We start from the raw sequence: 21,992 nt of genomic DNA on the forward strand, positions 1-21,992 counted from the left end.
TTATCATGACAAAAATGAACAACGCCAAGTTTGCTACGAAAGCAGTATGGGCAGGAGAAAAAGACTATTTGGTCCACGGAGCGACACAAGTGCCGGTTATTCCGAGTGTGGCTTTTGGCTATGACGATATGGACGAATGGTATGAAGTGGCCGTTGGCAGAAAAAAAGGCCACATTTATGGCCGCAATACAAACCCGACCGTGCAAGCGTTTGAAGATAAAGTCAAAGTGCTGGAAAGAGCGAATGCAGCAACTAGTTTCTCAACGGGTATGGCGGCTATTTCCAACACGCTTTATACGTTTTTAAGGCCAGGAGACAGCGTTGTGACAATTAAAGACACATATGGCGGCACCAATAAAATTTTCACTGAATTTCTGCCAAAGTTAAATATCGATGTTGTTTTTTGTGAAACAGGGGATGTTGAGCAAATCAAAAAAGAAACGGCTAAAGGCTGCACGATCGTTTATTTAGAGACGCCCACCAATCCAACTGTAAAAATTACTGACATCCGCGCTTGCGCAGAAGCTGGAAAACAAGTTGGCGCACTTGTTGTCGTCGACAATACGTTTGCGACGCCAGTTAATCAAAATCCACTCACCCTCGGCGCTGATCTCGTTCTCCATAGCGCAACAAAATTTTTAGGAGGCCATGCAGATGCCCTTGGAGGGGTTGTTGTCGGTTTAGATGAGTCTCTGATTGAAGCGATTTACCACTATCGGGAAATCAACGGGGCAACAATGGACCCTTGGGCTGCTTATTTGATATTGCGCGGCATGAAAACACTTGAACTACGAGTGAAACGACAAGCTGAAAATGCCGAGAAGCTCGCTACCTATTTGCAAACGGTCGAAGAGGTCGAAACGGTTTTTTATCCCGGCCTCATTGACCACCCTAACCACGAAATCGCCAAAGCGCAAATGTCTGGTTTCGGCGGCATGCTAAGCTTTGCTGTTGCTGGCGGTGTCGATACAGTGCGCCACTTATTGCCAAAGCTAGCATTCGCCAATCGAGCTGCAAATTTAGGGGCGGTTGAGACGACAGTAGGACCGGCACGGACAACAAGCCATGTCGAATGCACGCCACAAGAGCGTGCAGCCATGGGCATTCCTGAAGGATTAATTCGCGTATCATGTGGCATTGAGGATGGAGAGGACATCATCGCTGACTTTAAGCAGGCATTTGAGGCTGCTCAAATAGAGGCCTGAACATGAATGTTGTTGGAATCCGAGAGCGAGCTGAACAATTGCAAGATCAGCTTATAACATGGCGCCGGCACCTGCATAAACATCCAGAACGTAGCTTTCAAGAAAAGGAAACCGCTGCTTTTGTGGCACAGGTGCTTAGGCGTTTGCCTGGGATGGTCGTAACGGAACAAGTCGGTGGATATGGCGTCGTTGCTGAACTTGCTGGAAAGCAAGGAAAAACCGTGGTTTTGCGCGCTGACATGGATGCATTGCCGATCGAGGAACAACTGCCACATTCATTTGCTAGCATCAAACAAGGGACGATGCATGCTTGTGGGCATGATGCCCATACGGCGATTTTACTTGGCGCAGCGACGATTTTAAGCGAGCGGCACCAGGCAGGGTACCGAAACGGCACAGTTCGGTTTTTGTTTCAGCCAGCTGAAGAGAAGATGGATGAAGCGGGGAAGACTGGCGCTATCTATATGATAGAAGCAGGGGCGATGGCTGGAGCCGATATCGCCTTTGCGCTTCATATGTGTCCGTGGCTGCGTCCAAATGCGATTCAAGTCCATAGCGGTGCGAGCATGGCCAGCTTTGATGCATTTAAAGGGACGATTACAGGCAGCGGGGGGCACGGCGCGTATCCTCATTTAGGCGTTGACGCCATATGGTTGCTTTCGCAAGTGCTGCCGGCGATTTACGGACTGACTGGTCGCTTTGCCTCCCCGCTTGAACCGGCCGTGATTAGCATTGGCCAAATCCATGGCGGCAAAGCAAACAACGTCATCCCTGAAATTGTTGAAGTAGAAGGCACGATCCGTTGTTACAACGACGATGTTCGCAAAAAACTTACGGAAGAAGTAAGCAATGCTTTTGCTGTAGCCAATGTATTTGGCGGTGAAGGCGCATGTACAGTCAAACGAGGCGAGCCAGCGCTCGTGAATGACAGTGAGGCGATTGCGCTAATCAAACAGGCGGCCCACCATCTTTATCCAAATGACCGTATTGTTACTGGGCCTTACGGGTTAGGAAGTGAGGATTTTGCCCATATGGCCAAAACGACAAAAGCGGCGATGTTTTTCTTAGGGTGCCAGCCTCGCCATGGCGAGTTTGATTTGCATACGCCACAGTTCCAAATCGATGAAGCTTGCCTTTCAAAAGGAGCTGCGCTAATGGCAGGCGTATGCGCGGATGCCTTAAATAAAAAGGAGTGAGTGCGACCATGAAATTGGCGATTCTTGGTTTTGGCGTTGTCGGCCAAGGTTTGGCAGAAATTTTGGCCAATCAATGTGAAAAAACGAGGCAGCAAACGGGAATGGCGCCTAAAGTAGTGGCAATTTCCGATTTTAAAATTGGGTCATTGTATGATCCAAATGGTCTCGATCTCGATAAAGTGCTTCACTTGGCAGCAACCGTTGGCTCATTAGAAGACTATCCTAACTCCGCTACGCTTGTGAGGGGTCTTGATGCAATGACGACGATCGTGCAGACCAATGCGGATGTCATTGTTGAAGCGACGTTTACGGATATCAAAACAGGCGAACCAGCCATCACACACTGCAAAACGGCATTTGCGGCAAAAAAGCATGTAGTGATGACAAATAAAGGGCCGATAGCAATGGCTTACAAACAACTGTCAGAGTTAGCGGCTGAAAACGGTGTCTACCTTGGTTTTGAAGGCACGGTTATGAGCGGAACGCCGGCTTTACGCTTAGCCCGTACAGCACTCATTGGAAATACGTTTACGGAAGTGAATGGAATTTTAAATGGGACAACGAATTATATGTTAACACAGATGGAAGACGGGATGTCTTATCATGACGCTTTAAAACAAGCTCAGGAAAAAGGGTACGCTGAAGCCGATCCGACAAGCGATGTGGAAGGCTACGATGCTTTATACAAAATTGTCATTCTGGCCAATACCGTTATGGGAGAAGCGCTTACGCCTGACGATGTGGAACGGGTCGGTTTAAAGACGTTATCAGCTGCCGAGATTCAGACCGCGAAACAGCAAGGGAAGCGCTGGAAAATGCTTGGCACAATTCGAAGAACCGCTGACGGTATGAAGGCGGCTGTCAAACCGATATTGCTTGATTCAAGCCACCCCCTTTCATCAATTGACGGCGCCACAAATGCGATTACGTACAGCTGCGACCTAGCGGGGGATATTACGTTGACAGGGGCAGGGGCAGGCAAGAAGGAAACTGGCTATGCCTTGTTAAGTGATTTGGTCGATTGCCACTTTTTTATGGAGGAGAATAGAAAAGTGACGAATCAGTAAAGGAGGCGGTCCAATGAAACTGGATTTAAGGCGGCAACAAATGCTGCTCGCAGGCGAATGGGTAGACCGGACCGAGACAATGGAAGTCCGAAATCCAGAAAATGATCAGTTGGTCGCAATTGTCCCAAAAGCATCAAAAACAGATATGGAGCAGGCAATTGCTCGTGCAAAGGAGGGGGCGAAAGCATCGGCTGCTCTTCCTGTTTACAAGCGAATGGCCATTTTAAATCGAGCTGCCGATTTTGTTGATGCCCACAAAGAACGATTTGCACGGACCATTGCTACAGAAGGGAGCAAAACGATTCGCGAAGCACGGAAGGAGACGGGGCGGTGTGTCGAGACATTGCGACTGTGCGCGGAAGAGGCACGCCGAGTAACCGGTGAAACGATTCCGTTTGACCAGTCCCCAGGGGGAACAGGGCGCTTTGGTTATTATGAACGACATCCTCTTGGCATCATTGGCGCCATTACGCCTTTTAACGATCCCCTGAATTTGGTCGCCCATAAGATTGGCCCAGCTATTGCTGCAGGCAATGCGATTGTGCTAAAACCGGCAACAGCAACGCCATTAAGCGCACTCTTGTTAGCCGAAGCCTTTATGGAAGCAGATTTGCCAAAAGGGATTCTGTCCGTTATGACCGGATTGGGCAGTGAAGTTGGCGATGTGCTCATCACCCATCCTGACGTGCGAATGGTTTCCTTCACAGGGGGAATGGAGGCTGGGCTTGAAATTGCCAAAAAGGCAGGTTTGAAGAAAAAAAGCATGGAACTTGGCTCTAATTCACCAGTCATCGTCCTTGAGGATGCCCAGATTGAAGACGCAGTAAAAGCAAATGTGAGCGGTGCCTTCTGGGCAGCGGGGCAAAACTGCATAGGCGTGCAGCGCTTGTACGTCCACGCAGAGGTTTATGACCGCTTTAAGGAGCTGTTTGTAAAGCAGTCCTGTGCTTACTTGATGGGTGAGAAACTATCTGAAAAGACCGATATGGGCCCCCTTATATCTGAAAAAGAAGCAAAGCGTGTTGCGTTCATGGTAGACGACGCCCTGCGGATGGGCGCAGCCCTTTTATGCGGAGGCAAGCGGCGCGGCGCTTTTTATGAACCGACTGTACTTGAAAACGTTCCAGATGAGTGCATGCTCGCTAAAGAAGAAATCTTTGGGCCAGTGGTCTTGCTTTATAAGATCAAGTCTCTTGCAGAGGGAATTGAAAGGGCCAACCAATCGGACTATGGCTTGCATGCGGGCTTATTTACAGAGAATATGAATGCTGTTTTTCAGGCAATTCGAGAGCTGGAAGCAGGCGGTGTCATGGTCAATGATAGCTCCGATTTCCGTATTGATGCGATGCCGTTTGGAGGAACAAAGCAATCAGGATTAGGACGAGAAGGGGTAAAGTTTTCTATATTAGAGATGACAGAACAGAAAGTGGTTTGTTTTAAATTACGCGATAATGGGTAAAGAGGTTGGGAACAGATTGTTCCCAACCTCAGCTTATAGCCTAAGCCTCGGATTTTCTATTAGGCTAGGTGATTGGTTTTTAAGTATAGGTAGATAAGCAGCTTCAGTGGGAAAGAGATTTTTAACGTTAAGCCGGTCTTAGAAATTCGCCGACGAACTGGATTTTTAGCATCCTAGTACTTTCTTTTTGTTTGCTTTATGTGTATGTCAGGATTGATTTTTTTCACTTGTTCTATGAAGAACTGCTTCTCTTTAGGAGAAATTCGAATAAGATTAGAGTGACTGTATTCGATTTCAATTTTGTTGCTTGAGAGCGCAGGGGAAGCGAAAAAATCCTTTGTAAACCTCATAGCGTTAATTGTATTGATGTTGATTGTTTTCTTATAAAAACCAAACACAACGACGATGGTTTTCGACTCTGGTTTAAGGACATACTTTGTCCTGAAAAATATCGAACCAATCAGGAGCAAAAACAGTACCAATACTGGCTTTTTTATAAAAGCATTCTGCACAGGAAACGCGGCTACATTCAAGTCAAAGACAATATCGATGCTTAATACGATCATGAGGGAATACATGATCACTGAATAAGTGATTCCTTTTTCGCTTTTAAAAACCAATTACGGCCACCGCCTGTTTTTTGTAAGAATGATATCATATGAATGAGTGGTCTATTGGCTGCTAAATAGCGAATGAACTAGAAAAGCGAGGTATTCCTTAACCAAGCTTGTGCTCACCGAGGGAGAACAAGGATAAACGCTTTTGTACTAACAATACCAACATGCTAAACTAGCATAATTAACAGAAAAAAAGAAAAAGGGGGATGGCTATGACCATACGAATAGGGACTGCCTTTGTAGCAAGTGCTGTTCTCGTCCTCGCAGCTTGTAATAATAGTGAAACAGGGACGAGCGACCATACAGGCGGGGCGGATGGTGACAATGTTGAAACTTACCAAGTGGCTACCGATAATAATTTTGTCCCATTTGAGTTTATTGATTTAGAGACAAATGAACTAACAGGCTTTGACATCGAATTAATGAAAGCGATCGCTGAAGAAGCTGGTTTTGCTGTTGAATTTCAGCAAATGGATTTTTCTGGGGCATTGTCAGGGATTGAACAAGGAAGTTATGACGCTGCCATTAATGGGATGACCATTACTGAAGAACGTAAAGAAAACATTGATTTTTCCGACCCTTATTATGAATCGGGCTTAGTCCTTACGGTAGCAGAAGAGGATGATGTGATCGAATCGATAGACGACATCACTTCGTCCACAAAAGTGGCGACAAGGCTGTCATCGACGAGCCAAACGTATTTAGAAGATAATACGGAGGCGCAAGTGGATGCTTACCCTGAAATTACAGAAGCCTACCAAGCGTTGCTTGCTGGCCACGTCGATGCCGTTTTATATGACATGCCTAATGTGCAGTATTTCATGCAACAGCAAGGAGAAGGACAAATGAAAATGGTAGGCGAGCGTTTAACAGGTGAGGAATATGGGATTGCCTTTCCAAAAGGCTCAGACCTCGTTGAACCAGTAAATGAAGCGCTGGCGACGCTCATGGAAAACGGCACGTACGGCGATATTTATGAAAAGTACTTCGGAGAACGACCAGAAGGCATGTGAAACATCGCTATGCCAGCTTTTCATCAAGAGGTGAGATAAAAAATGGATTTTGGGGCATTGCCTTTTTTATGGGAAGGTTTGAAATACACGGTTTTAATTACGCTCGTCGGTGTTTTTTTAGGAAGTATCGTTGGCTCGATTTTCGGATTGATGCGTCTATCTCGTATTGGATTTGTGAGAGCAATCGCAGCGATTTTTGTGGAAGTCATTCGAGGGACGCCTTTGCTGGCGCAAATCTTTTTTATCCATTTCGGCATTCCAGGTCTGTTGGATTTACGGTTTGATCCGCTTTATACTGGTATTTTTGTCATTGCGATTAACTCAGGCGCCTATATTGCCGAGATTGTCCGCGGCGGGGTACAATCGATAGACAAAGGGCAAATGGAAGCTGGCAGGTCGCTAGGTTTAACAGGGAGTCAAACAATGCGCTATATTATTTGGCCTCAAGCCATTAAAGTGATGATCCCTCCATTCGGCAACCAATTTATTATCAGTTTAAAAGATACGTCGCTTTTATCGACGATCGCCGTTGCCGATTTAATGTATCAAAGCAGAACGTATACTGGCTTATCTGCTTCGTATTTTGATACATACTTGCTTGTCTGCCTGTTTTACTTAGCGATCACGATTCCGGCTTCCCTTTTATTACGCTACACAGAACGGAGACTGGAACGGACATGATTAAAGTAACGGATTTGCATAAATCGTTTGGAGACCATGAAGTACTAAAGGGAATTACGACGGACATTCGCGAAAAGGAAGTCGTTTGCATTATTGGCCCGTCTGGCTCTGGGAAAAGTACGTTTCTCCGCTGTTTAAACCGGCTTGAAGACATCACATCTGGGGAAGTCGTCATTGATGGCGTCAATATTGCCGACCCGAAAACGAATATTAACGCTGTGCGCCAGGAAGTGGGCATGGTGTTTCAACATTTTAATTTGTTTCCTCACAAGACAGTATTGGAAAATATCACACTTGCGCCATTGAAAGTGCGGGGTATTGAAAAAGGGGAAGCGGTGGCGGCAGCCAAGAAGCTTCTTGAGAAAGTCGGTTTAGAGGATAAAGCAGATGCTTACCCGGCCAGCTTGTCAGGCGGACAAAAACAGCGTGTGGCGATTGCAAGAGCGTTGTCAATGAATCCGAAAGTGATGCTGTTTGATGAACCGACGTCCGCACTGGACCCTGAGCTTGTCGGCGACGTCCTTTCTGTCATGAAAGAATTGGCATTGGAAGGGATGACGATGATTGTCGTCACACATGAAATGGGGTTTGCCCGTGAAGTCGGTGATCGCGTTTTCTTTATGGATGAGGGTCGCCTTGTTGAAGAGGGCACGCCTGTAGAGATTTTTGAACAAACGAAAAACGAGCGTACAAAATCGTTTTTAAGCAAAGTCTTGTAAACATAAAAGCCTGCTTTCGGCCATCAAAATGGCCAAAAGCAGGCTTTTGCGCGTTTTTAAGAATAAGCAGGTTGGTGTTCGCCAGAAGAAATTTCCTCCATATAATGGCATGCTCCGGCATGGCTATTTGCCATTCCTTTGGTTGTCCGCAATTCAGGGACTTCTGTTTTGCATTTTTCTGTTGCAAATGGGCAACGTGTATGAAAACGGCATCCGCTTGGGGGATCAATTGGCGATGGCACGTCGCCTTGCAAAATGATGCGCTCTTTTTTTATGCTCGGATCCGGTTTTGGAATCGCAGACAGCAACGCTTTTGTATACGGATGCTGAGGATTATCGAAAACCGATTTTTTATCGCCCATTTCCACAATGCGGCCAAGATACATGACAATGACGCGGTCTGAAATATGACGGACGACACCTAAGTCATGGGAAATAAACAAATACGTTAATTTTAGTTCCCGTTGCAATTTTTTGAGCAAGTTAATGACTTGTGCTTGGATCGATACATCAAGCGCGGAAACCGCTTCGTCGCAAATGATCAATTTTGGATTGACAGCCAAGGCTCTGGCGATTCCAACGCGTTGACGCTGGCCGCCACTAAATTCGTGAGGAAAGCGATCAATTTGGTGTTCGCCTAGACCGACTGTTTTCATTAGTTCGCGAATAAGCCGATCATGATCCCTGGCAGGCGCAACGCCTTGGATGGCCATCGCTTCTGAAAGCACTTGGCGAACCGTTTGCCGCGGGTTGATCGATGCATACGGATCTTGGAAAATAATTTGCAAGTCTTTGCGTTTTTTCCGCATTTGGTTGCGGTTCAGTGAAAGCAAATCTTCGCCTTGGAACTGGATTTTTCCTGAAGTCGGTTCGTCAAGACGGAGAATTGCTCGGCCAGTTGTAGACTTTCCGCAGCCTGACTCACCTACAATCGAGACCGTTTCGCCTTCTTTGACTTCAAACGAAATGTCATCAACCGCTTTGACATGGTTGACCGTCCGTCCTAAGAAGCCCCCTTTAATCGGGAAATATTGCTTTAAATGGTCAACTTTTAGTAGCGTATTGCTCACGTACATTCACCTCCGGCTTATCCCATTTATCCGTGTAAATCCAGCAGCGGATTTGGCTGCCGTCTTCATTTGTTTCGAGTTCAGGCAGCTCTTTGCAAATGTCGCTTGCAAATGGACAGCGAGGCGCAAAACGGCAGCCTTTTGGCATATCGGCTGGCGCTGGCACAGAACCTTTTATAATAGACAAATCGCCTTCTACGTCTTCATCATGGCGCGGCAACGATTGCATAAGGCCGACTGTATATGGGTGGCGCGGTTTTGTAAACAAGTCATGGACAGAGGCGTACTCCACGACTTGTCCACCGTACATCACGGCGACGTTGTCGCATGTCTCCGCTACAACCCCAAGGTCATGAGTAATCATAATAACAGACATGCCAAGGCGATTTTGCAAGTCTTTAATTAACTCAAGAATTTGCGCTTGAATCGTCACATCGAGTGCGGTTGTCGGTTCATCCGCAATGAGCAAGTGTGGGTTGCACGCAAGAGCGATTGCAATCATGACACGTTGCCGCATTCCGCCTGAAAGCTCAAACGGGTATTGGTCAATCCGTTTCTCAGGAGAAGGAATGCCAACCAGTTTCAACATCTCAATGGAACGAGCGCGTGCTTCTTTTTTGGATAAATGTTCGTGAATGCGAAAAGACTCACTAATTTGCTGCCCGACTGTAAAGGTCGGGTTTAACGATGTCATCGGCTCCTGGAAAATCATCGAAATTTCGTTGCCGCGAATTTTCCGCATTTGCGCAGGCGTTTTTTTCAACAAATCATCGCCCTTAAACAAAATCTCCCCACCGACCACTTTTCCTGGATGTGAGAGCAAATTTAATATTGATAGGGACGTAATGCTTTTACCAGAACCCGATTCCCCAACAATGCCAAGCGTTTTTCCTTTTTCCACATCAAATGTCACACCATCTACCGCTTTTACTTCTAATTCCTTTGTGAAAAAAGAAGTACGTAGATCACGTATTTGCAAGATCGGATCATTAGCCAATCGTCTCACTCCTTTCTCTTAAACGATTTATTCCGTTTCAACCCGTTTGTTTACGAATCGATAGGCAATGTCTACAAGCAAGTTAACAAGGACGAATAAAAGCGAAGCAACTAAAATGCCACCTTGCATGACAGGAAAGTCACGGTTGTTAATCGCGTCGTAAATTAGCCGGCCCATTCCGTTAATGGCAAACACGCTCTCGGCGAGAACGGCACCGCCAAGCAAGCTGCCAAAGCTCAAACCAACTACGGTAATAACTGGAATTAACGCGTTTTTTAAAGCATGTTGATAAATAACAATCCGCTCCCTAACCCCTTTGGCACGGGCCGTGCGAATATAGTCTTGGTTAATAACTTCTAGCATGCTGGAACGAGTCATCCGGGCAACAATCGCTGCCCCTGAAATGCCAAGCATAAATACAGGTAGCACAAGTTGCTCAAAGCTGCCCCACCCAGAAGGAGGAAACCAAGCTGTATCGATAAATTTCCCGATAAATGGAATGTTTCCTAATGCAAACCATTGGATAAGCACAAGGCCAAGCCAAAAGTTTGGCATGGACATCCCAAACAAAGCCAACACCATAATCGCAGAATCACGGAATGAACCACGCTTTGTGGCAGACAGGACACCTGCAATCAAGCCAAGGAAAATACTGAGAATTGTACTGTATATCGAAAGTTCGAGCGTTATGCCTATTCGCTGGAGAATTAAATCAGAAACAGGCTGCCCATTCCGTAAAGAATTCCCTAAGTCGAATTGAACTAAGTTGGTCATATAACGAAAATATTGAACTGGATAAGGGTCATTTAGACCGAGTCGTTCATTAATGGCTTCGATTTGTTGAGGCGTAGCCGATTCGCCTGCAAGTACTTGAGCGGGGTCGCCAGGAATAAAATGCATTAATGAAAAAACAATTAATGTTACCCCGATGATAACAGGTATGAGCTGGAGCAATCTGCGGACTAAAAACTTAAACATAGGCGCACCTCTTTTCTATAAATTATTTTGTCTTTGGATCAAGCGCATCACGAAGCCCATCGCCGAACAGGTTAAAGGCGAGGACAAACAAGACAATTGCTAGTCCAGGGGCGTAAGTCATATGCGGAGCCTGGAACATGTATACTTTTCCGCTATTTAACATCGCACCCCATTCAGGGCTAGGAGGCGAAACGCCTAAACCAAGAAAAGAGAGGCCTGCGGCAGATAAAACACCAGTTGCAATCGATAAAGTCGATTGTACAATTAATGGCGACATTGTATTTGGTAATATATGCTTAAAAATAATGCGAGTATCGCTAGCACCCAGCGCTTTTACAGCATCGATATATTCTAATTTTTTGACAGATAGTGTTGAGCCTCTTGCAATCCGTGCAAATACTGGAAATGCGCTGATTGCTACCGCAAGAATAATGTTATTCAAGCCAGGCCCGAGTGTCGCAACGATTGCAAGTGCAAGGATAATGCTTGGAAATGCTAAAAGAATATCCATAATCCGCATAATAATCGCATCGAGCTTACCGCCATAGTAGCCAGAAATAATGCCAATAACGGTTCCAATCGTGCCGGCGATGGCGACGGAAACGAAACCAATACGAAACGTAATGCTTAAACCGTGTAAAATACGTGAGAACACATCACGGCCAAAATCATCGGTGCCGAACCAATGTTCAGTAGTAGGTCCTTGTAATTTAAGTGCAAAGTCTTGTTCATTAATGCCTTGTGGAGCAATCCAAGGACCGATGACGGCTAAGATTGCTAGAATAATAATCAGCGATCCGCCAAAGACGGCAGACTTGTTCGACAACAAACGACCTAAAAAAGCCTTCCAATTTCGCACCCAAGGCTTTTGTGCAACTTGGCCGATTGGCTGACTTGCAGTATCCTGAGACATATTCAACTTCCTTTCTTTTCAACTTATACGCATCATCTGATTATACAACACGTCTTAAAACGAAAACAATCTAAAATAGCAATCTTAATATAGTATTTTAGCGAATAATGTCGACATATGCAAAGGGAATTTTCGGATTTGAACACAGTTTTATGGAGATTTATCGAATCAGGGGTGAGTCACTATAAATCCAGTTGGCATCCTTGAGACCGATTATGAAACGAATGGGAACATACTTTCCGATCCACTCTTGTGAACCAAGAGTGGAAAATGGTCGCTATTATAATAGGAAAATAAAAGAAATGCGCTGAAGAAAGCAATAAAACATAGTATATTACCATTAAAATCAAGTAAATCAATATATTAGTATAAATAATTATGACTAAAGTCCCGATTAATGTGAATGTTTAAAGCAGGACATTGTTTATTTGTGTAAAATAGTATATAGTGAAATTTGTTTTACAGAAATTTAAGAGAACAAGGGGGATAAAAATAATGAATGTAAAAAAACCGTTATACGGTGTTATGGCTTTAACTGTAGCTGCTGGACTCGCTGCATGCTCCAGTGAACCAGATGAAAACACAAACACGGGCGGCGGCGGTGAAGGCGCAGAAGAAAGCGGACAAGGCGGCGATCTTGTTGTAGCAATGAACTCTGACATTGTTGCCTTAGACCCGCACCAAGTCAATGACGTGCCATCTGGCCAAGTCCAAGGGCAAGTTTATGAAACATTAGTCGATTTTGACGAAAACATGGAACTACAACCAAGTCTGGCAACGGGTTATGAGTGGAATGACGAGGGAACAGCGTTGACGTTCAAATTGCAAGAAGGTGTTAAATTCCATGACGGCGCGGAATTCAATGCAGAAGCCGTTAAAAAGAATATTGAACGTATTACCGATGAAGCACTTGCCTCACCACGGGCGTTTTTATTTGAAGAGATTTCAGAAATTAACGTCATCAACGACTATGAAATTGAGTTCGTGACGGAAGAACCGTTTGCGCCGCTCATTTATAGCTTTGCTCATAACGCTGGTTTGATGATTAGCCCTGACGTTATCGACGCTGACTATGAGGCGATGGAAAACGGCGAACAACCTTCGACTGAAGTGAATGCAAACCCAGCAGGAACAGGTTATTTTAAATATGAAAGCGGCCAAATCGGTTCTTCTGAACTTGTCTTCAAGAAAAACGAAGAGTATTGGGGCGAGCCAGCAAAACTTGATTCTGTCACGTTCAAAACGGTTCCAGATGGCAACACGCGTTTAGCGGAACTGGAAACAGGAAGCTCTCATTTTATTGAACCGCTTGATGTGTCAGGTGTTGCTCAATTGGAAGCAACAGACGGCGCACATTTGTTAGAAACGGAAAGCATTTCTGCTTCTTACTTTGGCTTTAATACTGAGAAAGAGCCTTTTGATGATGTCCGCGTCCGCCAAGCAATTGCAATGGCGATTGATAAAAATGTAATTGCTAACGATATTTTAGACGGCTATGAACTTCCGGCAACAAGCCCAGTTTCTCCTGGCGTTATTGGCCATGATCCAAATGCAGAGCCGCTTTCTTATGATGTAGAAGCTGCGAAAGAATTACTTGCAGAAGCAGGCTATGAAGATGGCTTTGAAGTAACACTTTCTACGAATGATACAGCGGCACGTGTTGATTTAGCGCAATACATCCAAAATCAACTAGCTGATCTGAACATTACGGTTGACATCAATATCCAAGAATGGGCAACATATTTGGATGCAACGGCAAACGGTGAACATGAAATGTTTATCCTTGGCTGGAGCTCAGCTACAGGAGATGCAGACTACGCGTTAGCGCCGCTCTTCCATTCTGATAGCATGGGTGAGCCAGGCAACCGTTCGTTCTACTCAAATCCTGATTTGGATGCGATTTTAGATGAAGCTGCCAAAGAAATAGATGAAGATAAGCGTAATGAGCTTTATGCTGAAGCACAAACAATCTTAAATGAAGAAGTGCCAGTTGTGTTTACAACAACGAAAAAATATTTGAATGGCGTCCGCGATGAAGTGAAAAACATTGCCGTTTCGCCTGCAGGCGACTTCTTGTTCCACGACACGTATATTGAGCAATAAAAATGAAGGGCTGCCAATTTTGGCAGCCTTTTAGACTGTAGACACACGCTCGCATACGTCCTCGTCTGACAATCGTCTTCTATTCGTCTAATAGGTTGTCGACAGAATCATCGTGACGGATACTTGCATTTTCGCTTAAAAATGCGTATACTAGCTTTTGTCAGTTAAACGGAGGAATACCCAAGTCTGGCTGAAGGGATCGGTCTTGAAAACCGACAGGCGGGTCACACCGCGCGGGGGTTCGAATCCCTCTTCCTCCGCCATATTCGCATATATACACGACCACTGGAGTGGCCGTGTTTTTCTTTATCATTATATAGTGATAACAAGGAATCGTTTAACACGATCAGGAGTGTGATGGTCATCGATGGATCAAGGAACACATGAAAAATGGATGAATGTGGCTTTAGAAGAGGCAGCAAAGGCAGAGGAAATCGGTGAAGTGCCGATTGGCGCAGTGATTATAAAAGAAGGCAAGCTCATCGCCTCTGCCTACAATTTGCGTGAGGCCAACCATTCAGCGCTCGCTCATGCTGAACTGTTGGCGATTGAACAGGCAAACAAAAAACTAGGCGCTTGGCGGCTGGAAGGCTGCACGCTATATGTCACCCTCGAACCATGCCCGATGTGTGCTGGCGCGATTGTGCAATCGCGTATTCAAACTGTTGTTTACGGAGCACGGGACCAAAAAGCTGGCTGTGCTGGCACATTGATGAATCTTTTACAAGAGGAGCGTTTTAACCATCGTTGTGAAGTGATTAGCGGCGTGCTGGAAGAAAGATGTGGAGAGAAGTTGTCGGCATTTTTCCGGAAACTGCGCGCTGACCAAAAAAGGAAAAAACAGGATTTGCAAGAAGGCCGTTAACGGTTGCATTTGTCTAGTCGATCTAGTATACTTGAACTTGCACCTTACCTTTAGGTGCTTACCTTTATTTACAATTTGCCGTGCTAGATGGGGAGGTAGCGGTGCCCTGTAACTCGCAATCCGCTATAGCGAGGTTGAATCCCTTTTTGAGGTTTCGGTGCTGCAAGGCCTGCCCTGAGTAAGTGGTGTTGACGTTTGGGTTCTGCGCAACGGAAACCCATGAACCCTGTCAGGTCCGGAAGGAAGCAGCAGTAAGTGGACCCTTCCGTGTGCCGCAGAGGTGCCTGGATCGAGCTAACTGCTCAGGTAACGCTTGTGGCGCTGTTATCGAGGAAAGGTGCACGGTATTTACTATATTTTTGTAGATGCGACATAATGTGTGCCGCATAGCTTAAAAACGAAATGAATGAAACGACGTTCCATCGGTCAGTATTGCCTGGCTGAATGGGGCGTTTTTATTTTAGCCAAAGACTTTTCATACTTGGCAATTATATAGAAACGAGCGACAGTGACCTGCCGCCGCTCGACACAAGTTAGACTGGAAGAATGTTATCGATTACGCCATAGTCTTTTGCTTCCGCAGCGCTCATAAAGTAGTCACGTTCGCTGTCGGTGGCGATTTTGTCAGGCGTTTGTCCAGTCCTTTCCGCGATGAAGTGGTTAATTTCTTTGCGTTGTTTCAAAATCCGCTGTGCGTAAATGTCCATATCAGACGCTTGCCCTTTCATGCCGCCATGAGGTTGATGAATCATGACTTCTGCATGGGGCAAAGCGCAGCGTTTGCCTTTGGTCCCTCCTACTAGAAGAACAGCTGCAAATGAGGCGGCCATCCCGGTGCAAATCGTTTGGATATCTGGTTTGATGTAGAGCATCGTATCGAGGATGGCAAAGCCCGCAGAAACGGAGCCGCCAGGGCTGTTAATGTAAATGGAAATGTCTTTTTCAGGATCGGTAGAGGCAAGGAAAAGCAGTTGGGCTGTGACGCTGTTCGCAAGAGTGTCGGTAATTTCATCGCCGATAAAAATAATCCGGTCTTTCAAGAGACGAGAGTAAATGTCGTAACTCCGCTCCCCGTAACGGGTTTGTTCCATCACATATGGAATCGGTATGTTCATCAAAATCGCTCCTTTTTACTTAAGCAGCCAGCGCCTGTGGTGCTGGCGTTTGCATTTTCATATGCTTGCTATACAAAACAGACGCTGGAACGGTCTCATTTACCAATTGCACAATCAATGCGGTATTTTCTTCAGTCAGTGCTTTTACAAGCAGTTGGACATGCAAAGCTTGCTCGTCTACCAGTTGCCAGTCCTTCTCCAAATGTCCGCGCACATGTTTGGATACGTTTTGCCGTGCCCGAAACAGAGTGGCTTTCACAGATCCTAGTGACTGCTGGCACGCCTGGGCAATGTCTTTTAACGGCCATTTGTACACGTCTGCAAGCAAAAACATGCCTAGTTGCTTGACTGTCAGGCTTGATACAAGCGGTTTAAGCAAATACTCAAGGTCTGAGCCGGCGTTAAACATGGCAGCACTTCCCTCAACCAAAGGTTTTTGCGAAGGCTGCCTTTTTGTTTTACGGCAGCGGTCGATAAATGTATGCTTGGCAATCGTAGTGAAATAAGCATTTGTGAGTCGAGTTAAGCCTGCTTTGTGCCAATGGGACCAAGCTTTGAGCCAGGTGTCATGGTATAAATCTTCCGCTTCCCAGCGATTTTTTGTTAAAGCCAAACAGTGATTCTTTGTACTTTGGGCGTATTTATCCCAAGCCTTTTGAAAGTCAGCTGTGCGGTTGCTTGTCATCGAAGCATCTCCTTTCTTTTGCTTTCTATATAAAATAAGAACGTTCTTTGGAGCAAAAAGGATACGGGCAAAACAAGTTTTTGTGGAGCGCTCTTTAAACCAGAAATAGAAAAGGCTATAATAATGATACCGAATGAAGAAGAAGGGGGGAGCCGATGAGCTATCAAGCCCTTTACCGTGTGTGGCGCCCACAGTTACTGGAAGATGTTGTTGGGCAATCACATATTACAAAAACACTTAAAAACGCACTTTTGCAACAGAAGCTTGCGCACGCCTACTTGTTTTCAGGCCCACGGGGGACAGGGAAAACGAGTGCAGCGAAAATTGTCGCCAAAGCGATCAACTGCAAACAAGCTCCAGTGGCAGAACCTTGTAATGAGTGCGATGCCTGTGTAGGAATTACGAATGGCTCGGTTGTCGATGTGATTGAAATTGACGCGGCTTCCAATAATGGCGTAGATGAAATACGTGATATACGCGACAAAGTGAAATTTGCGCCGAGCGAAGTTGCCTATAAAGTGTATATTATAGATGAAGTCCATATGCTTTCAACAGGGGCTTTTAATGCCCTTTTAAAAACATTAGAAGAACCGCCAGCTCATGTGATTTTTATTTTGGCAACGACGGAGCCCCATAAAATTCCGTTAACGATTCTTTCGCGGTGCCAACGCTTTGATTTTAAACCAATCTCAAATGAAGCGCTAATCAATCGAATGAAGTTCATACTTGACAACAACCAACAGCCTTATGAAGAAGAGGCGATTGAGCTGATTGCCCGAGCAGCTGATGGAGGGGCCCGTGATGCCCTTAGTTTGCTTGATCAAGCCATTTCCTTTTCAGATGAAAAAGTCTCTACCGAAGATGTTTTAACAATTACCGGCGCTGTTTCCCGAGAAGCGCTGCATCAATTGGCAGCAGCGTTGGAAAAACAAAATGCGCGCCTCGTTCTGGAAACCATTGACGAAACGCTTAAAGGCGGAAAAGACCCGAAAAGGCTTTTGGAAGACTTGCTGTTATACTATCGAGACTTGTTGTTGTATAAAACAGCGCCTGAAACAGCCGATTTGTTTGAAAGAGCTGTGCTTGATTATGCATTTGTTCAAGTGGCCGAATCTTATAGCAGGCCGTTTATTTATGCTGCTATTCAGAGCCTTTCGGAAAGCCAACAAGAAATGAAATGGGCGCTCCAGCCAAAGATCGTGCTTGAAATGGCTGTGATGAAATTGATGCAGCTTGCACCTGCTCAAGACACGGCGCAAGTGGGCAATGAAGAAATGCGCGCACTGCAAGAAAAAGTGAAGCGCCTTGAAGAGGAGCTTGCCTCAGTCAAACAGGGAAACACATTTGATAAAAGCGAGCCGGCGCCTGCCCAAAAGGAACGGCGGCGTATGCAGCCAAGGGCGCCACAGCAAGGAAAGGCGACTCCTGCCGCTGCGCGTGAACTATTAGAAAACGCCAATAAAGCCGATTTGCAAGAGACGGTAAGCCAGTGGGGCGCGATTATGGAGAAAATAAAAGGGGAGAGTGTGCCTGCCCATGCATGGCTAAGCGACTCTAAACCCGTTGCCGCTTCGGACACGAAGGTACTGTTAGCGTTTCAAAATGAAATGCATCGTGATATGATGGATACAAAGTTTCGAGGCGTTCTTTGCCAAGTGCTAAAGCAAACATTTGGCAATCGCCATGATTTTGTGACATTGCTGAACCAACAATGGCAGCAAATAAAGGCTGAATATATGAAAGACAAACAAACTGATCATCCGCAAGAAGCTGATCCGTTGATTGATGAGGCAGTTAAGCTAGTTGGCGAAGATTTGATTGAAATCATTGATTCCTAAAGGAGATGGATGGAAATGAAGAACATGGGTAATATGATGAAGCAAATGCAAAAAATGCAAAAACAAATGATGAAAGCACAAGAGGAGTTAAAAGAAAAAACTGTTGAAGCAACTGTCGGCGGCGGAATGGTGACTGTTATTGCTTCCGGGGACAAACGGATTTTGGAAGTGAACATTTCTGAAGATGTCGTTGACCCTGATGATGTTGAAATGCTACAAGATCTTATTATTGCCGCAACAAATGAAGCGCTGAAGAAAGTCGACGAATTGGTTGAACAAGACCTTGGGAAATTCACTAAAGGACTGAACATGCCAGGAATGTTCTAGGGGGCTAAGAGATTGCAATACCCGAGACCGATTGCAAAATTAATAGAAGGGTTCACGAGGCTCCCGGGAATTGGGCCAAAAACAGCAAGCCGCCTTGCCTTTCATGTCCTTGATATGAAGGAAGACGATGTGCTTGAGTTTGCGAAAGCCCTTGTCCATGCAAAACGGGATTTAACTTACTGCTCTCAATGCCATAACATCACAGATACGGATCCATGCCAAATTTGTGAAGATAAGCATAGAGACCGTACAACGATTTGTGTTGTCCAAGAATCACGAGATTTAATTGCAATGGAGAAAATGCGGGAATACACCGGGCTTTACCATGTTTTACACGGGGCGATTTCGCCGATGGATGGAATCGGGCCAGAAGATATTAAAATCGCGGAACTGATCAAACGTTTGCAGGATGACGAGAGCGTAAAAGAAGTCATTGTTGCCACCAATCCAACCATTGAAGGAGAGGCAACGGCGATGTATATTTCACGCTTAATTAAACCTACTGGCATTAAAGTGACGCGCCTAGCCCATGGTTTGCCTGTCGGTGGCGATTTGGAATATGCTGATGAAGTAACGCTTTCTAAAGCAATTGAAGGTAGACGCGAATTGTAAGGTGGCATCTTGATGTTAGGTTTTCGAAAAAAAGGCGTTCTTCGTAAAGAAGAAGAAGCAATGTTGTACGAAATGTTGGAACGCCAAAAAGAATCGATCGATTATCAAAAGAAGCTGTTAGCGCATAGTGTAGACCCTTCTGAAGAATTAGTGAATCAAGTGAAACGAGCCGAGGCGCTTTATTCCCTCCTTCTACGGGAAGCGCGAGTCCGCCATAGACGCAAACAAAAAGGATCCTGATTTAGGGTCTTTTTTTGTTGTGTCGATCATACAGTAAAGCAAGACGAGCTCTCTTTGAGGTGATAGGATGGAATCTTGGCTTATATTGTCCATATTAGGTGGTATTGTCGTTTTGCTCTTGATTATAGGAGCGCCAGTAAAGCCATTGCGAGTAGCTGGACAAATCGGCGTCCGGTTGATTATCGCCACACTGTTGTTGTTCTTGCTAAACTCATTTGCAACTGCAACGGGTTTGTTTATTCCTATTAATGCCATTACAGCAACGACTGTCGCGCTACTTGGTTTGCCAGGGATGCTTTTGCTTGTAGCTGTGCAACAACTCATTCTTTGAAACCGCGGAAAAAATGATTCTATCTTTTTCCAGCGGTTTTTTTGTTATTTCTTATTGCATTCCTCATTTAATCCATGTTATATTACTTCTTGCGCCACAAAAGAACAGTAGTTTTAAAGTTTTTTTGAAAAAGATATTGACTTTATTGGCGGAAACATGATATATTAATTGAGTCGCCAAGAGAGAACGGCGACAAACGAGTCCTTTGAAAACTGAACAAAAGCCAAGCGTAAAAGAGATACAAGGTATCTCGTCAATCATAGTGAGCCACAACTTCGGTTGTGCAATGAGCAAGTCAAACTTTTTAACGGAGAGTTTGATCCTGGCTCAGGACGAACGCTGGCGGCGTGCCTAATACATGCAAGTCGAGCGGACAGAAGGGAGCTTGCTCCCGGACGTTAGCGGCGGACGGGTGAGTAACACGTGGGCAACCTGCCCCTTAGACTGGGATAACTCCGGGAAACCGGAGCTAATACCGGATAATCCCTTTCTCCACCTGGAGAGAGGGTGAAAGATGGCTTCGGCTATCACTAGGGGATGGGCCCGCGGCGCATTAGCTAGTTGGTAAGGTAACGGCTTACCAAGGCGACGATGCGTAGCCGACCTGAGAGGGTGATCGGCCACACTGGGACTGAGACACGGCCCAGACTCCTACGGGAGGCAGCAGTAGGGAATCTTCCGCAATGGACGAAAGTCTGACGGAGCAACGCCGCGTGAGTGAGGAAGGCCTTCGGGTCGTAAAGCTCTGTTGTGAGGGAAGAAGCGGTACCGTTCGAATAGGGCGGTACCTTGACGGTACCTCACCAGAAAGCCACGGCTAACTACGTGCCAGCAGCCGCGGTAATACGTAGGTGGCAAGCGTTGTCCGGAATTATTGGGCGTAAAGCGCGCGCAGGCGGCTTCTTAAGTCTGATGTGAAATCTCGGGGCTCAACCCCGAGCGGCCATTGGAAACTGGGGAGCTTGAGTGCAGAAGAGGAGAGTGGAATTCCACGTGTAGCGGTGAAATGCGTAGAGATGTGGAGGAACACCAGTGGCGAAGGCGACTCTCTGGTCTGTAACTGACGCTGAGGCGCGAAAGCGTGGGGAGCAAACAGGATTAGATACCCTGGTAGTCCACGCCGTAAACGATGAGTGCTAGGTGTTAGGGGTTTCGATGCCCGTAGTGCCGAAGTTAACACATTAAGCACTCCGCCTGGGGAGTACGGCCGCAAGGCTGAAACTCAAAGGAATTGACGGGGACCCGCACAAGCAGTGGAGCATGTGGTTTAATTCGAAGCAACGCGAAGAACCTTACCAGGTCTTGACATCCTTTGACCACCCAAGAGATTGGGCTTCCCCTTCGGGGGCAAAGTGACAGGTGGTGCATGGTTGTCGTCAGCTCGTGTCGTGAGATGTTGGGTTAAGTCCCGCAACGAGCGCAACCCTTGATCTTAGTTGCCAGCATTGAGTTGGGCACTCTAAGGTGACTGCCGGTGACAAACCGGAGGAAGGTGGGGATGACGTCAAATCATCATGCCCCTTATGACCTGGGCTACACACGTGCTACAATGGATGGTACAAAGGGCAGCGAAACCGCGAGGTGAAGCCAATCCCATAAAGCCATTCTCAGTTCGGATTGCAGGCTGCAACTCGCCTGCATGAAGCCGGAATTGCTAGTAATCGCGGATCAGCATGCCGCGGTGAATACGTTCCCGGGTCTTGTACACACCGCCCGTCACACCACGAGAGTTTGTAACACCCGAAGTCGGTGAGGCAACCTTTTGGAGCCAGCCGCCTAAGGTGGGACAAATGATTGGGGTGAAGTCGTAACAAGGTAGCCGTATCGGAAGGTGCGGCTGGATCACCTCCTTTCTATGGAGTTTTTACTCTAGTCGATGTATGACCTTCTGGTCATATAGCGCTTAGGCTATTTGTTCAGTTTTGAGAGGACTCAAAACTCTCGATTGAATGCTTTTGCTC

21 protein-coding genes, 1 tRNA gene, 1 rRNA gene and 1 other RNA gene are annotated in these 21,992 nt (G+C 46.0%); 17 read left to right on the plus strand and 7 right to left on the minus strand.

Going from position 1 to position 21,992, the window contains the following annotated elements; translation table 11 throughout:
- Positions 1-5: 5 nt before the first annotated feature.
- From V5G21_RS09320 to V5G21_RS09335, 4 genes are read left to right on the plus strand one after another with little or no spacing between them, the layout of a single operon-like run.
- Positions 6-1,205 carry a cystathionine gamma-synthase family protein gene (locus V5G21_RS09320; protein ID WP_338465481.1) on the plus strand — a complete coding sequence of 400 codons (1,200 nt, stop codon included), beginning with the start codon at positions 6-8 and terminating at the stop codon, positions 1,203-1,205.
- Positions 1,206-1,207: 2 nt separating this feature from the next.
- Positions 1,208-2,401 carry a M20 metallopeptidase family protein gene (locus V5G21_RS09325; RefSeq protein WP_011244886.1) on the plus strand — a complete coding sequence of 398 codons (1,194 nt, stop codon included), beginning with the start codon at positions 1,208-1,210 and terminating at the stop codon, positions 2,399-2,401.
- Between the two features lie 8 nt (positions 2,402-2,409).
- Positions 2,410-3,468: a homoserine dehydrogenase gene (locus tag V5G21_RS09330; protein WP_095237427.1), complete on the plus strand. Its 1,059-nt coding sequence runs from the start codon at positions 2,410-2,412 to the stop codon at positions 3,466-3,468.
- A 13-nt stretch (positions 3,469-3,481) separates the two neighbouring features.
- Positions 3,482-4,927, plus strand: a complete 1,446-nt coding sequence (locus V5G21_RS09335; protein WP_338465482.1) for an aldehyde dehydrogenase family protein — start codon at positions 3,482-3,484, stop codon at positions 4,925-4,927.
- 173 nt (positions 4,928-5,100) lie between these two features.
- Here the strand turns inward: V5G21_RS09335 and V5G21_RS09340 are convergent, their stop codons facing one another.
- Entirely contained in the window at positions 5,101-5,547 is a 447-nt protein-coding gene (locus V5G21_RS09340) for a PH domain-containing protein (protein WP_338465483.1), read from the minus strand.
- Positions 5,548-5,756: 209 nt separating this feature from the next.
- On the opposite strand from V5G21_RS09340, the gene V5G21_RS09345 reads away from it, so the two are divergent.
- The 3 genes from V5G21_RS09345 to V5G21_RS09355 are packed head-to-tail and all read left to right on the plus strand — an operon-like array spanning position 5,757 to position 7,957.
- Complete coding sequence (locus tag V5G21_RS09345; RefSeq protein ID WP_011244890.1) at positions 5,757-6,557, plus strand: transporter substrate-binding domain-containing protein; 801 nt, start codon at positions 5,757-5,759, stop codon at positions 6,555-6,557.
- A gap of 42 nt (positions 6,558-6,599) precedes the next feature.
- The gene (locus V5G21_RS09350) at positions 6,600-7,238 is read left to right on the plus strand and encodes an amino acid ABC transporter permease (protein ID WP_338465484.1); all 639 of its coding nucleotides are present in this window, start codon (positions 6,600-6,602) and stop codon (positions 7,236-7,238) included.
- Complete coding sequence (locus V5G21_RS09355) at positions 7,235-7,957, plus strand: amino acid ABC transporter ATP-binding protein (protein ID WP_011244892.1); 723 nt, start codon at positions 7,235-7,237, stop codon at positions 7,955-7,957. Before V5G21_RS09350 ends, V5G21_RS09355 begins: the two co-directional genes overlap by 4 nt.
- 56 nt (positions 7,958-8,013) lie before the next feature.
- On the opposite strand, the gene V5G21_RS09360 is transcribed toward V5G21_RS09355, so the two are convergent.
- The 4 genes from V5G21_RS09360 to V5G21_RS09375 are packed head-to-tail and all read right to left on the minus strand — an operon-like array spanning position 8,014 to position 11,915.
- On the minus strand, positions 8,014-9,033 hold the full coding sequence (locus V5G21_RS09360; protein ID WP_011244893.1) for an ABC transporter ATP-binding protein: 1,020 nt from the start codon (positions 9,031-9,033) through the stop codon (positions 8,014-8,016).
- Positions 9,002-10,033, minus strand: a complete 1,032-nt coding sequence (locus V5G21_RS09365) for an ABC transporter ATP-binding protein (protein WP_011244894.1) — start codon at positions 10,031-10,033, stop codon at positions 9,002-9,004. The genes V5G21_RS09360 and V5G21_RS09365 overlap by 32 nt, the downstream gene beginning before the upstream one ends.
- 18 nt (positions 10,034-10,051) lie before the next feature.
- Positions 10,052-11,002 carry an ABC transporter permease gene (locus tag V5G21_RS09370; RefSeq protein ID WP_011244895.1) on the minus strand — a complete coding sequence of 317 codons (951 nt, stop codon included), beginning with the start codon at positions 11,000-11,002 and terminating at the stop codon, positions 10,052-10,054.
- Positions 11,003-11,024: 22 nt separating this feature from the next.
- Positions 11,025-11,915, minus strand: a complete 891-nt coding sequence (locus V5G21_RS09375) for an ABC transporter permease (protein ID WP_338465485.1) — start codon at positions 11,913-11,915, stop codon at positions 11,025-11,027.
- Between the two features lie 495 nt (positions 11,916-12,410).
- Here V5G21_RS09375 and V5G21_RS09380 point away from each other — a divergent pair, with 495 nt between their 5' ends.
- From V5G21_RS09380 to ffs, 4 genes are all read left to right on the plus strand, one after another.
- Positions 12,411-14,018: a glutathione ABC transporter substrate-binding protein gene (locus tag V5G21_RS09380; RefSeq protein ID WP_095237430.1), complete on the plus strand. Its 1,608-nt coding sequence runs from the start codon at positions 12,411-12,413 to the stop codon at positions 14,016-14,018.
- Positions 14,019-14,188: 170 nt separating this feature from the next.
- Positions 14,189-14,281 (plus strand) — tRNA-Ser (locus V5G21_RS09385).
- Between the two features lie 104 nt (positions 14,282-14,385).
- A complete protein-coding gene (gene tadA, locus V5G21_RS09390) occupies positions 14,386-14,883 on the plus strand; it encodes a tRNA adenosine(34) deaminase TadA (protein ID WP_035202587.1) in 498 nt (165 codons plus the stop codon).
- A gap of 78 nt (positions 14,884-14,961) precedes the next feature.
- An RNA gene (gene ffs / locus V5G21_RS09395) (signal recognition particle sRNA large type) lies at positions 14,962-15,228 on the plus strand.
- A gap of 188 nt (positions 15,229-15,416) precedes the next feature.
- Here ffs and V5G21_RS09400 read toward each other — a convergent pair.
- Complete coding sequence (locus V5G21_RS09400; RefSeq protein ID WP_011244899.1) at positions 15,417-15,998, minus strand: ATP-dependent Clp protease proteolytic subunit; 582 nt, start codon at positions 15,996-15,998, stop codon at positions 15,417-15,419.
- A gap of 19 nt (positions 15,999-16,017) precedes the next feature.
- The gene (locus V5G21_RS09405) at positions 16,018-16,683 is read right to left on the minus strand and encodes an RNA polymerase sigma factor (protein WP_338465486.1); all 666 of its coding nucleotides are present in this window, start codon (positions 16,681-16,683) and stop codon (positions 16,018-16,020) included.
- Between the two features lie 155 nt (positions 16,684-16,838).
- On the opposite strand from V5G21_RS09405, the gene dnaX reads away from it, so the two are divergent.
- The 6 genes from dnaX (at position 16,839) to V5G21_RS09435 (ending at position 21,884) form a co-directional block, all read left to right on the plus strand.
- A complete protein-coding gene (gene dnaX / locus V5G21_RS09410; protein ID WP_338465487.1) occupies positions 16,839-18,521 on the plus strand; it encodes a DNA polymerase III subunit gamma/tau in 1,683 nt (560 codons plus the stop codon).
- Between the two features lie 9 nt (positions 18,522-18,530).
- Positions 18,531-18,848, plus strand: coding sequence for a YbaB/EbfC family nucleoid-associated protein (locus V5G21_RS09415; RefSeq protein WP_011244902.1), 318 nt, complete (start codon positions 18,531-18,533; stop codon positions 18,846-18,848).
- A 12-nt stretch (positions 18,849-18,860) separates the two neighbouring features.
- On the plus strand, positions 18,861-19,460 hold the full coding sequence (gene recR / locus V5G21_RS09420) for a recombination mediator RecR (RefSeq protein ID WP_011244903.1): 600 nt from the start codon (positions 18,861-18,863) through the stop codon (positions 19,458-19,460).
- A 12-nt stretch (positions 19,461-19,472) separates the two neighbouring features.
- On the plus strand, positions 19,473-19,700 hold the full coding sequence (locus V5G21_RS09425; protein WP_011244904.1) for a YaaL family protein: 228 nt from the start codon (positions 19,473-19,475) through the stop codon (positions 19,698-19,700).
- Positions 19,701-19,767: 67 nt separating this feature from the next.
- On the plus strand, positions 19,768-20,031 hold the full coding sequence (locus tag V5G21_RS09430) for a pro-sigmaK processing inhibitor BofA family protein (RefSeq protein WP_011244905.1): 264 nt from the start codon (positions 19,768-19,770) through the stop codon (positions 20,029-20,031).
- 304 nt (positions 20,032-20,335) lie between these two features.
- Positions 20,336-21,884, plus strand: a 16S ribosomal RNA gene (locus V5G21_RS09435).
- Positions 21,885-21,992 lie beyond the last annotated feature (108 nt).

Source organism: Shouchella rhizosphaerae, assembly GCF_036700015.1.
GTDB lineage: Bacteria > Bacillota > Bacilli > Bacillales > Bacillaceae_D > Shouchella > Shouchella rhizosphaerae.